This is a genomic window from Legionella qingyii (assembly GCF_003184185.1).
This window is the reverse complement of the sequence record NZ_QHJG01000011.1, coordinates 58,047-73,423: the sequence shown is the minus strand read 5'-3', so window position 1 is coordinate 73,423 and position 15,377 is coordinate 58,047.

The window sequence follows — 15,377 nt, the reverse complement described above, 5'->3', positions numbered from 1 at the left end:
TAGACTGGAAAAACCCGTAACCGCGGTAATATCCACGTCCATAAAAATAAAACTGTCCCCAACAGCGACGTAATCTACGCCCGGGACGTCACTAAAAAAGAATACATAACCGACCTCATCGAACGCAGAAGCGACGAAATAGAATACGACTTGACCGACGTAGATAACCACCTACACCGTCACGAATACCAATACGAATACGTCCAAAACCTCTCAATTAACGTACCTAACAACCAACCCTAAACGATAACCTTATACGGTAAAGACAAAGACGTCAAAGACACCCTACCTCGCCGATACGGTTACTAAAAGAGTACTAAAATTTTTAGTTAGAGGGGTTTCAAGAGAACGTACCGGGTTGCCTCCCACCTCAAAAATTAAATAATCGTACACAGTAATACTGTTAAAATTGGCGTAATAATTAAACCCCCCAGTTTAGTTCAAGGGCTCAGTTATTATAATACCACTACTAGTTCGAATAACAATAAAAAGAAAAATAACACTAACGAAGTTCCCTCCAAATAGGCGGGTTAACCAGTGGGAAAAATGGAAAACCTACCCTGCCTCATTAATTCCCCCGTAGTAATTATAAAAAACGAATATAACCGAAACTGCGTCAAAGATGTCGCCGACTTCTCCGCTAGTTAGGTGTTGCCCTGAATGGATATCCTTATTAGCCGAGTAATAAATAAACATGCCAAAATATATAATAACAAAGTCCCAATAATTGCCCATAGCGTGTGATGTCGTGTGAGTTACAACGTAGAGGCTAGTCGGTACGAAATAACCAAAATCCAATATTTTGGCACCGGTCAAAATAGTCGCAACCACGTTATCGGCCTAACTGATGGCATTACAATCAAAATAAGATACCGAATTGTGCACAATACAATCGATACAGTGCGCTACCGAATAATGGCTTCTAAAAAAGCGTTTGGTTAGTTATATGAGTATGGGGGTATGCGCAATAAAACGATACGCCACAAAATTACCGTAGTGAACGACGGAAACGTGGTTAGGTACAAAACCGGCTTGATCACTTGCAGCCATGAGATAAACGTAAAAAATAACAAACACGTCCCCATGAAATAAATGTAATATTTGTAGGTTGTTACGTAGCCGGCAAGTCTTGGGGACCTTACGGAAAACAGGGATAAAATCCCTACGAGTCAACAAAAATAAATTAATAAGTAAATGGAGACCACTGGGAAAAAGCGAAACACTAAACCTACCGATAACCTAACCACTAAATAAAACGGATACCAATAAGGTTATCACGAAACCGTTTTCTGATCTATACCGAATTATGGTTACGTCGACTTTAATAACGTCGACGTCCGTAACATTACTCGGTCCTTTTCTTTTAAGAAAATTATTGCGCGGTTACGCAAGGACGTTGAGGTAATTAATTCGGTTGAGGCCATTAACGAGGCCACTGACATATACACCAACTCTGACCCTACGGTGTAACTCAACGTTATTTTTCTCTTTGCCGCCGAGGTCAAAGACGCCGTCTAGGGAAGTACCCCAGTTCAAAACACTAAAATCAAGGGTAGCATGCGTGTTAGGCGGTAGGAGGCCGGTTCCAAGGCTCCGATTAACGGCGGACTGTACTTTATTAGTGGGTTGTACCCTGTATTTTTCCTGGAAGTTAGGTACGCCTACTTTTGTCATAATACCTTTACTATGGGTAGCAAAAAACAGGTAGTAACGACGGTACCCAGTTCGAATCTTCTCGTCTCCTCGTATTAACCTTAGGAAACTTATTAAACTTAAATCCCAGTAAAGATGACACATTTTTAAATATTTTTTTTATTCATTATTCGTCCCGTTACTCATTAGGTTCACGACCACTTTATTTTTAGGGCGGTTATTGAAATCGTTTCGGACTGTAAAATTCCCTACTTTTTGGTGGAAACCGTTATCGCCGTGGACGATTAGGTGGTTATTCGCGTACACTACTCGAACTACCGTCAGGTATTATGGTTCATTGTTCTAAGGTCTTATACCGCGGATAGTTCCACCGATTTTATTTTACCAGTAGTTGTTTTAGTCTGAGTTAGTCCGGCGATGGTTATCAAAAACGATGGCACTCTAATTTATGATTTTTGCTTTACTTTAATTTTTTTCGTCGGGTGTAATGCCGAACGAAGCCCCAATTTTGAAATCACCATTGTTATCATCGATATCTCAAACGACGCAGTACTTTGGGTAACTATTTCAGTTTCTATATCCGTTGATTTTATTGTTTTTCACATTTATTTTAACGACTCAGGTATCGTTATCGAGGAACGCGGTATCGAAATATCGAATTCGCTTTGCAGCGCTTGCGTCCTATCACTTCGGACCTACGTTAGAATCCGATGCTGCAAGTTAGGAGTTAAAGCATAAACGAGACAAAGTGGTCTGATGATATGTATCATTGATGAAAATCAGTAATTAAATCTATGTTGTGCGTAGTTAACAAACTGTTACATTCCTTCGAGATATCGAGGTCGCAAGTTGCGACAGCAACGCACCACGAGAAGTAGAAGAAAGTAAAATTGCTCTTAACGGACTCTAAAAAATAGAAAACGTCCGTTAACAACATTTACTGCGACGTTTACGCGTCTCTGAACCGCGAGGCAAAGACGTTGTTTTGGATTTGAATGAAATAGTGGTTGCTTTGGACGTTTACGAGGATTATATTACCTTGGCGGTATGGTCTTTCCTAAATTATCCGAACCAAAACTTGGGTCAAGTCAGTTAGCGCGAAGTGTGGTTCGCTCTACTAGTTAAAGAAGACGACGTCGTAGTGAGTAAACAAAAAAATATACCCCGTTAACGCGACAATCGCGAACTGGAACTATTTCACGGACCCGTGTCTGGAGAGGCCGTACTAACTGCGCGTACTCCGGGCGCTGTACTAAAAAAAGAAAATATCTTTCGAGCTACAGTCATTCACTAACACGTCCGCTACCGGCCCATGAGTAGGCAACACGACCCCCTTTATTTCATGCATCGCGTAATAGCTGAAGCCGCTACTCACATAGATCGCACGAGTATCCTTTACCCATAGATCATTAATTTTAAACTTAAGATATAATAGAACTTATGGTAATCCTAACTTCAATAAAAATCCCGGCTACCGAAAAACACAAAGACGGAAAACAGAGACTACAAGAACTCTTCTTAACAGAAGAAGTAGATTTATATGGGTAAGTAATCTTCTTAGAAGAACAAAGAAATATCTACAGCAAAGTACTTGCCCAAAACGAACCCGACTATCTACGAACGAGTGTAATGAAGGAAGGACCCTATGAAGTTATAACTGATGTGCAACGCAATATTGAACTGAGAAAACTCCTATTTATCACAAGGACGGATCGACTACGTCTCGTGGATTTTTCCTACGGGGCCATTAGTTACTTTCGTACCGGGGACATCGACGTCCTTAACTCTGCGACTAATTTCTTTTGTCAACCTGTTTTCCTATCCGATTGCATGAATCGTGCCGTTCACGAGGTCCCGGATATCTCCCGTAATCTCGACGGTGTTAGCCACCACGTTTTTTGCGGTCTCGACGTTAACGGCGTGGTTATTTCGTATATCTTCGATTTCGTGACTCTATAGGATTTCGTCCTACTTGAAAAACGCGGAGGAATTTCGATTGATACCCCCTTCATTACCACGCTTAGTCTATTAAGCGAGGAAATTTGTTAGGAACGTCAGGGTAACAACATTCCTCATTTTGTGATGCATCCGAAACCCAATCGGTTAAACAGCCGCGGGTCCTCTCCTAGGACAAAAAATTTTTCCTCGTACAAAGTGATTCTTTTAATTCACCTTTGAGTTACCGTTCTCTGTCATTCAAACAATTACCCCGCCATTATTTAAAATTCCATTCTTTTATCCGATAAAAACTCGGAAATCCTAGCCTACCGGTTGGCTCTTTCATTACCGGTTTTACTATGACTAAAGATTTGACACCCAGTCAATCTCAGTTTTTTCATAGAACGGTCCGGAAAAAGTTTTTCCTTTTTTTCCTTTGAACATGGTTTAGCCCCCGTAAGAGAAGTTCATAGAAACGGCTCGAGCAATATCCTAATTACCTTCGCAAGTTTTCGAGTGAGCCTAAACCTAATAGTGGTACGAGCTCTTATCCGCGTTTTTAAAACTACTCGACTCGGCATACTATTGGCGTTCATTGCGGTAGTTTTTTCCTAACCCAAGGCTTTCGTACTATACAACGTCTTAAATACGCAAGCCTGGGATTTACTAAATTTAGTTGTACAACGAGACCCGAACGCTTACCTAAATTCCTTACCTTCCGTCGCGAATCGTAAGGCTATTATCATAAAAAACTCCCCCGCCAGCTTTTTTTCGCAAGGCCTAACGACATAAACCTCAGTATTTGAACCCCAACGAAGGGACCTCCGTCTACGTACCACTGATACACCAGAAGCCATCGGGGAACAGGCTATTGAGGTTCGTCTTGTACGTAAACTCTATTTAGAAGCGCTCGACGCTCTAGCAGTTTCTTAAAAAATTCGCTACGTTGAAAATACCCGCATACGTATTATTAATGTAATGGTGAAGCGAGATCGAGCATGGAATATCGACCCCATCATTAAAGAAGTTAGCTATAAAAAAGAAAGGCTTTATTTAAGCCTTTCCAGTCACCTACTTAACTATTTATTGGACCGTATGAATGAGAATTAATCAAAGCCAGATAATTATCAGACTCATATACGACTGGTTGGAATCCCGTTGTAATTTGTCAGCCAAGTTAATATTGAGTTTAAGTAACAACTTCGGTTAGAACCTCGTGCCGTTGTCAAAGGACTACCTGAAACTCGTCAACAACTATTTCGCGCACTCCTATATTAAGCCCTAAAACAACTTTTACAACGAGTTCCTGAAGCGTACATACCGCGTACGCTTCCCACGGTGTTATTTCGCGCGACGAAAAGTAAAATACCCAATTGAATAATTAAAGTTAGTCTAGAACGAAAAGGGTTCGGACCCGACAAAAATAATTTAGGAACCACAAAAGAAGTTATTCTTCCACGTGATAGAAAAACTCCCGAGGAAGACTTGGATCTAATAAATATGGAAGTCGTGCTAGTTTGTTCCCTATAAGTAATTTGACGTCGTATCTAAGTCCGACACGCGGATTTAATCCTCTACCTTCAAACCTTAACGATATCGCTTAGTTATCGAGGACGTTGTTTACCCACGCGTCTCCAAAACAATAGTGAACTAAGTAGGGCCTAACATTCGTAAGAAAAAGTTGTAGTCGATGACGTACCCGACAGTTTGGTTACTAGCCTCACCCACTAACCAATACCGATACAAGTATGACTGCTTTAAAAAAACGATTAACATAAGGTCATCATAGTCCATCTGGTTATAGTGAATTATAGGTTAGTTTTCATACCCTAACTTTGTCGAGGTTCCGAAACGATGGACAACTCCGGCTATTTTTAGCCTACGGTTGAACAACATTTTCCAAAAGATAGTAACAATCTCGTTAGCGTAATAGAAGTTATTCGTCGTGTTCCCCTCGTAATAAATTAAGAAGTCTCGAACAAAACAAATGGCCCTCGAATTCTCCACGGCCGAGAACTTCTAACTGACCAAAAAGACGGAAGACGTGTCCTTAACAATCACACTTACACCAAGGCCGTACCTAACGACTCAGTTGTGCATAGAACGGAAAATTTTCGACCCACATTGCAAAGTGATATACATTAGGGTGGGGTACTGGACTCATTTATGGAACACTACTTCCACAACGGGCTATTTTCGCAAACTTCTAAAACAGAAATAGAAATCCAGATTAAGGGCCCGGTCATAGAAATTGTTTTTTAAGTTGATTACAAAACGGTACTACACTAAACCCGGACTGAGGTTAAAGTTATTTTGGGAAAAGGCACTTAAATTGGCGTAACGGATTTTCTAAATTATTTTAAGCTACGTCAAAATGTCATAGACATCGCTAGGTAAGCCCTCATAGCGTCAGCTACGATTAATTATTTAGGTTAAAAAAGTTGCATTACCAGCCTGCAAGGTCTAGCCGTTACGACATATAATTTAGTACTTGTAATGTATGCCTAAGTAACTAATGCAAGAGAACGACTGACGGACGTCGTTAATATAGCTCGTGGGGTAATTCATTACGATTCTCGACAAGAGGCGAATACAAATAGTACACACGTACAAGAAACAGAGCCCTTAACACCCGAAGAACAAGTTCTTACGACCTCTAGGGCTATTAGGGTGAATTTCCTCACGCTTATAGTACTGAGTATAACGCCTACTTAAGCAGAAACCGTATCAAGCGTCGGAGACGAAAAAGAAAGCGAGAAAACTCGAGCCTAAGCTAAAAAAAATCTACTCATTATAGTTACCATAACGGTTCTTACGGTTATTACAAGGGACTAAATAGGTTGTATCCAGAAAATCAGCTTTCATTTTAGTGGAGAAGTGGACTACCATTTTCGCAAGAGAGAAGGGCACTGTTAAGTTGTAAAAAGAGTTAGTGAAGTTCCAGTAAACAAGCTATTTATAGCCGACAAACGAACGGCTTATAGAGTATTAGACAAAACGGTTATTGAAGTAAAAGTAGCGTAAATAACTACTTAAAGTATACTATTTCTGAAACCTGTGTAGCAACTAAGTAGGGTCTGGTATGTGGCAAATTTAGAAAGGTCATCTGTAGAGGTCCGTGCCGTAGTTCGTCTAAAAAATTAACCCGTATAACACAAAGGTCTACTAGCTAAAATAAAACATTGCACAGATTTAGTCGTTAATTCAATCGGCAAAACCCTCAAAGAAAAAAGCGGTAAAATAAGGCACTAGTTAATTTTAAAATTAAGTCGTATAAAAAACTCACGGGTTTAGATTTTTGTACTTAAAAGACATAAAATCTCGCACCAGTAAGCAGAGGTAACTGTGTTTTTGGTTTTCTTCACAGGTATATAAAAATTCGTATCGTATCTATTTACGAGAGATTGAAGGCTAATTAAATCCTAAAAATAACTTAACTAACAAGAATTTTAACTATAGTACAAAATAAAACGTAAGACAATATTATTCGTTTTAACTAATAGGCCATTATAGTACGAGTGAGGGCTACCTGTAACACGCTTATTTTAACTTTTTCATTACGACGACCGTAATACCCGTTTATGAAATTCTCTGCTTTAAGTTCGTGTTCCAAATAGGCGTTGTTTTTTTAATTAAAAACGCCCCGAACCCTTCGGCTGGATAGGATAATTAAGTGTATGCTAACGTAGAATAGAAAGTATAACCGTTTTCAATCTGGTAAATTGGTTATTTACCTTTCGTCTGGGAGTGGTCCAACTTCTCCTATAACGGTAACTGATACCTCTAGGAGCACCACTAATGCGCGGTGCTCTTAATTACCGGCTGTAGTACAGTACGACCATACCCTGTCTTTAATTTCGCGTTTTGTATAATAAATGACATCCGCCATAACCACGGAATGCTCATAATAAACTTTGGAAATTATGAGTAATACTTCTACACGGCCCTATAGCTTAATAATGGGGAAAAGGAATAATGTCGCGGATAAGGTTATTAGGTAACGTAACAAACGTAGGATAAGTACACTACCTACTCGGACCTATATTTGATTGTCGTGCACGTTGTCTTGTTTCGTAATTTCTCCGAATAAGGGAACGACTTTACCTGGTGCCAACCGGTTTCCGGTATAATTAAACATTAGGTAGTTTAGGGAACCCTTTGTAGTAACTGCTTCTACTCAATTCTTTTTAACGTCTACAAAACGCAGTCATAGGACTAAACATGTAGTAAAAACTACTTCGAATATGGCTCTACTCGAAAAGTCTATACGGAAGAAAGAATTTTTAACGAGGGCTGGAATTTCTTGCTCACTAGCAAAACGCAAGTCGTTGTTTCCGAAACAGTCGTCGACCGCTCGCGTACCGTCACGAAAACCACAAACTTAGTTCAAACTACTTACTTTACGAGTTATTTTTATATTCGATGAAGTAAGTACGTGGCGCAAGTCGTGTTCGTCGAATACGAGTTTGGTACCGCTTAAAACCCTGACTCCTTTTTTTATTATATCGTCGTAAGATATTCTTTTTCCAGCTAATACACCAACGCGCTAATTTTCGGTACCCTCGCCGTTACGGTCTGGGAAATATGGTCCATCTCCGGTGAAAAATACAAGAACGACTGAAATCACTATACAAACCAAACGGAAACGGGTTTCTACGCCAAGCGCAAAATGTCTTCAGCCCAAATCACTTCTGCCTACTCCTCGACAGAATAATAAATAACAAACTTCTGTTAGATTACTAATGTGGAAACAGAATAAAACCTAACAGTTTTGTACTACCAAAATACGCGTAGTGTACATCACCGGCGCTTTTACTTGACGTTCTAGATTACCTATCTGACCTCTCTTCCAATAAACTTAGTTCTTTTTTATTTTTTTTACAAAAAAATCTCGCTTAGTTAGCGTACGAGGGACTTAATCGCTTTTAACTACGGGTATACAAACTGGAATAAACGGTTTTTGACGTTCGTCCTTTGCGCCTTCTTCTATGAACAAACTTAAATTTCAGTTTCTTAGTTCAATATTCTTTTTAGATACTATGCTAATAACTAAAAAAACTTTACTACTTCGTTCTTCGAATCGGGCATATGATTTTCGCGAGTGAAGCAGCGTATGTCCGATTTTATTTTTCGAGCACTTCCAATTAATCAAAACTCATTTAACTAACTAGCAGTTTCAATTAGCGAATTGGTTAAGTAGCTAAAGCAGAAGTAACTATTAGTTACCTCCATTTTCAGCATGGTGACATAGACGCCATTATAATTTCTCATACGGTAACCGATTGGGTTCATTTGCGTACAGTAACCGCCCCGCCAGGTTGAGTTACGGATAGTATATGGGAAATGGTGCTTAGCTGAATTGTGTCCCTACGAGTGGGTCTAAAAATTAATTAAAAAGGTAATTGTCGCCTGATAAAAAACAATGAAAAAGTGTTTAAAACAGTGCGAGGTTCTGAAGGTTATGGCAATTTCGCCACCGTGTTCGTTCACCTAATGGAGGTTTTCAGCTTGGTACTAAAGGACCAAATTTATTTAGAAAACGAAAAAATGAGTAGTCCGTCCGCGGATACCCTTGTGGTAATGGGTTTGGAAACCGTCATCATTCTTATAGTCCAACTTATAGTATCACGTACGTCCATTTTTCAAAAGGCCACGCCGGTAAGGGTCAAACCTAAAGTAGGTCTTATTCGTAGGTTAGTACAACAAGCGTTTCGAACCGATTCCTCGCTTCTATTGAAAGAAGACGACGTACTTAAGGTGGAAGAGGGACTTAACCAAGCTCGTATTGTCGTTGTTGTAGGAGAGATAAACGACGTTATCATACTTACCGTAGGTTTAGTAATTTTCCTCGTGCTTACTTTGGTCCATGATTCCCAAGTTTAGGACGAACATGAAAAGCTGAAGGACTACGCCAATTTCATCGGTAACATGCTGGCACCTTGCGAGCAAGGTATTGTTATTAACTTCCCCAAAGATAAGGGAAAAATACCGGTATTTCTGCCCAGTTAAATTAACGGCGAAGTAACCGAAGTCGTGGACTTAATCGCTTTTTTTGAACGAGGTATGGCCGGTATCAACATTCAAAAAGCCGTTCATTAAGAACAACAAACTACACTTTCCATAAGCTCCATACCTCGTCGAATCGACGAACAACGACATACCAAAACCACTGTAGTCCTACTCTTACAGGATTAGGTGTTTGACGATAGGGTGAATTTCGCAGTTCTATCCGGAACGGAACAAGCAGTATGTTGGTTTAAGGAAGAGGTACCCACTTTCAATAACCGTATCCTAACATTGACCATTAATTTCGGTATTACAAAAGGAATTTTTACTTCCTAGAGGTGAGTTTTTAATAGAGAGGGAAGTCCCTCTCTATCCCACGCCGGTGTAATATCTGTATTGAAAGAAGGGATACGATGTACTCCTTTCCATAGGTACCATTTTTCTTACAAAAATAAAGTTTAATGACTGATGTTTTAGGGTTAATTGGTTTCTGGTCTTACGTCTCTGTATCAGTCCTGCACGTAACGCCATTAGTTATATTATACGTACAAGGGTATGTAGCGTGCAGTTATCGCGCCAATTTGGGAGCCAGTACCCGCAAGGACGTAATGACCACGACTAATAAAAATTTCGCGGTCATGATAGAACTTGTTCGGTACGGGTCGGACTTGGTTTTCATCTATAACGTCAAAAACATTTGAGAAGAAATTTACGTGACTTACTCGGTTTTACAAACAATTAACGAAGGCGATTGAACGGAACCCCGAGCGGTGGTGGTAATCCTGACTCCGTTACGGTCATTTTCCATACTAAGGTTTGAACACGGCGTAACAATTTATACGGCGGTAAACTGAAAAACTACTAGAGAAGGTCTAGGTACCAAAGTTTAAGTCAAGGACCTTAATTAAATAAATTTAACCACTGCATTCGAACTACTACGAACGGCATTACTATGAGATTACAAAGTGACCTTTACACTCCAAGATTGCGTAAGAACCGCATTCCATTGAGTCCGTTACATTTACAGTAGGATTAGAGGATAATAAAATAAGCCACGCGCATTCACATCGTCCTTCCCGTACTATAAGTTACTTCTAATTAATATTATTCTTTTTTTCGCCAAAAATCGGACCTTATTACTTTCACGAATTTTTGTCTTAGATGTGCACCAAACGACCAATAATAATCCAGTTTACCTCGTAATCAACCGAAAATTTGGTTCTAGACAATTAGATAACACGATTTTTAAATAACCAACGCCGAAAATATCCAAAAGCGCTATTACTCGTTATTAATTGAATAATATTCCACAAACTCACCTATGAAATCTTTTTTAATTTTTCGTTTATCGTCTTTTACGGTAAGACGAAATATACTTTCCGTGCGGCTTCTACGGTGTTACACCTAAAAGACGAGCACGCCATGTTACGTAGCTTAGCACACCACAGCTAAAACGGATACATCTACAAGAACGATTAGGACTATAAGCGGTTTGTAACGGTGTCATGCGACTAACCGGGTGAAAAGGTGTTGAAATACACTTCCCTCTCAATTAGCCACCAAGACTATAGTAACGACTTAATAAAGTTGTTCCACTTAATCTTTGTTACGACGCACTACGTTAACGACGTATTATATTGCTCAATTATGGTATTATTATTGCTATTACTACCTCTAGTATCTTACTCGCATAATCACCCTGCTTTTCGAGGACTAAAATGGCATCGTCGACATTACGGATTGCCACTCTAATACCTATTTAAATTAAATGTGCTCGTAAATTTTCCATTCATACCCGAGCACAAGAAAATAGGAGACCTAAAATGAAAACATACAGGAAGACTCAATTAACGAAATCTGGTAGCATAACTACTCAAGTTTTCGGCATTACAACTTCACCAATGACAAAGTTAACTAAGTGTGAAGTGAGTGTTACGTATGTCTTTATGGGGTTAATTATTCCCACCATAACCAGGTCAAGCTATACAATACCGACGACTATACTGAGTATCGTAAACGGTTAGTATACCTCAACTTGTAGGACCACGCCCACAACGTAAGGCTCCACGTAAATAATAACTATGGTTACCGCATCAAGCAAGTGTTTAGCAATTACTAAACGGATATCCAGCGTTATACCTGCTTTAAAATTCTTAGTAACTACGGCAAGTCGTGAAACTTCTTTTACCACTTCATACAGGACGTCCGACCGTTTTTCCATTTCGTCCATACTTTCGTAGTTGTCTTCCACAACGACGAATAAATAGTCTCGTAAGACTTAGTAACATTTTTAACTAGGGGCCCCTGCGTTTCGCAGAAGGCCCTCTACTTCACAACTCTACTCAATAGTTGTGTAGGATCATAACAATTTAATCCAATATAAAGCGTTTTAGAGGTAATTCAAAAAACAACATGAAAAAAGGTCTACAACTGGTATACTGTTTTATTTAGCCGCCAAAAAAGACGTAGTATTTAGCGACTTACACGAAGGACTCGTAGTTTTCCTTAAGGACGACGAACTCGACGAAACCGATTATGCCAAACGGGTATATACTCGGGCGGATTACATCGACATAGCTTCGTTCATTTCCGTACTTTACCACTAAATTGAGGACAAGAAAACTACCGAAGAAAATATTTGTTATTTAGTTTGGTACGTAATACCGGTTGGTTCTGTCGCGCGACTGTAACTCAAAGAAATTCGCGTCATTTTTACCCAAATTTATCTAAAAGGTTTCGCTAAAAAAGTAGGTCGCGTTTTGCGTCTCCAACCATTCCTAGATAAACTAACTTGAGGTCCCTAAAAACTAGGTTAAGTCGCGGTCCCTTTCCGTTTTATACAAGTTTTACTGAAAACGGTGCTATTTTTAATGGAACAAGTAGGTATTTTTAATTATGCTACGTGTAAAGATTGTTACGCAAAAACATACCTAGATATGGCCGACAAAGATGTAGTTGCTGCTGTCCATTCTTTGGTGCTTTAGCAAGAAAATTTAAGTATATTTTATGTGATAGCGCACCCGAGTACTTACGAGGTAACCTACCAAAGTGGACGTCGCTAGCCTTGTTGAACCAAACTCGGATTTCCGTCTATTAGCCCATATCAAACACCCCTAAATTACTCAAGTTACACAACAACTAACTACCCATCGACTATCTTGAGTCGTGGTTTTGCTGACTCTTTTACTAATTCAACAAAATTGACCAAGTAAAGTAGTTTATGAACACATATATCTCGCTCTCGTTTCCCTCGTCTTATTTAAGGACGTGTTGGTGTCCGTGAAAGAAACCGTGAATGCTATACTCCCCGCGATAGTCAAGGTCGTTTTTTGAAGCCTAATGGCGATGTCCGTCGTAGGACATTGCGGAAAACTAGAAAAAGTACGAAATTTTATCCATTTGTTATTATTACCCCAGAGTCAGGCGGCCGGTCGTCAAATAACGCCAATATATTATTTACTACACCTCATTAGCAACGGCGTTGACAACGACCTCGTAGACAATGTATAAGCTGTCGTCGAACACAACTATACACAAGTTCCTGATGAGAATCAAACCCTTTTAAAGCCTGCTAACCGAAATTTATGAGTAGTTATTTATTCCTGAGTGCAAGTTTTTATAGTGATACTCATTGAAGGGGTACTTAAACGTTGCGGTCTAATAATAAAACATTGTGAAGTTTTTCTCCTATTTCTCGACAATTGCTAAAACGTGGACGAAGACTTAACCAGCAACGCGGACGGCCCATTTCAAAACGTGGCTCTTGTATTCCTCAAAAACGCCGAACTACATTAAGAAGCCGTGTGTGCCTTAGTAATTCTATTTTTCAGTATATTCCGAGTTTTCATCTAGGAAACCCATCACGACAGTCTTAAGATAAAGACATAAGTGGTTCCCTACTGTTACAACAATTTCGGCCAAATTCTAAACCGTAATAATTACGCGCTCGTTTTACGAAACGTGATAGACGGTGACACACAACGTTGTAGAGTAATAGAGATTCTACTTGTACGGTTAGCAGTCCCGCTAATTAATAATCGCAAACGTATCATTTCTAAGGACGCAAGAACGGCTATTAATTCCTATTGTACTTTGTTCATCGCTCTTACTCATTTTCTACCGTAAACACCTAGTGTTTCCTGTTAAATACCGTACATAACGCAACTCGTGCCACGAATGTTATTTATGACGTGTATGTTACTGCGTTCAAGTAAAACGTTTAGGAAATCCACGTTTCCCTACCGCTCAGTCGGCATTAGGCTAAGCGACACCTAACCGTGAATGATAGGGATTAATACCGTAGCGTATAAAACTTGTTATACGCCGTGTTGGAGGGGTAAAACAAAATGCCTGCACCCTACTTCAGGTCGTCATAAATGTACGATTTTAGTAGTATTTTAGCGGGTTAACCTTCGGTCTAGCTGGAAGACAAAAACGTCCTCTCGATTACCAATTCGGCCCACTCAAACCATAGATAGATTCCGCGCTACGTTCAAATTTCAATGAGTGCAAGGATAGTGTTCCGATGCTTGGTTTAAAGTCGATAGCTAGACTTTGTCCCAAATTATGTTGCCAACGAAATAGTGGGCAACCTAAAGTTTTCGGAATAAGGGCGATAGTTCTTACATAACCTTTAAACAATGGCAAGCTAATAGTCGTCTATGCTCTTTCACAGAAGGTAATATTTCTTCTATTATCGCTCAACTCACTACGTCTATTCCTTGTTAATGCAGCATAACGTGTGATACATCTCCGTCTACGAGTTTATTTACTTTATTCTTAGTAACCGATACGACTACGCTCACCCGCTTTCCCAATATTGTTGCGTCATAGACTTTTATCCCGCGCTTACCACGTTTTTATAAATGATTTTGAACCACATGGATTTTTTTACGACGTACACTGAACCCACCCACTTGACATGGGCCATCGGTCTTTACTATGGCTACGTCCAGCACGTCGCTTGGCTTCTCACCACTAATGCGATTATTTTTTTATCTCAAGCGAACTAACATTAATTCAGTTTATTTATTTAATTTAACGTTCTAGTAATTTAAAATTTTTTCCAACGTTCAAAAATACCTACGAGATATAATCAGTAGGAGCCATGAGACAAGAACGTAAAAAATTCTTTCGCGTCTCCGGTGTAAAAAAAATTATCCATTTTGGTTTCTTGTCGGTACGACGAGTTTTTTTTGTAGGTTACGCATTTTTTTCGTATATATGAACTTTTTATAATTAAAAAAAATCATTTAGAAGAACTGAATAAGATGAGGTGACGATTATGAGTGTGACAACGTACGTAGCTGGACTTCGCTGCTTCCGTACGATTACTGTTGAGGATCATCTCTCAATAGTTACTTTATCCTTTGTTATTATTAAATACGCCTCTGTATTCGTACAATTCAAATTTCTTTTGATGAAATCGTTAAAATCGAAATCCGTCGTCATGTAATAAACGTCCATGGTACCCAGGTCAAACATGGGGTCCATTGCAATGACAAGGAACGGGTTCATGACCTACCTTGTAACCGCCAGTTCGTAATCAAAATGTTTGTTACTGACTATTGTTACAAAGAAACCTAGAGTTGTAACGAGGTAGTCCGCAAAGAAACTTATGTCTTGATCTGCGCGTTACCTTGACCCCGAAGGTTTAACTTCCAAGAATGGTAAAGTTATGACCTTTGCTGTAGTGAAATTGAACCATAGTGAATCTATGACCAACCTTGTTGGTACTTAAATGAGGACGATAACGGGGTCTACATAATTAACCAAAACCG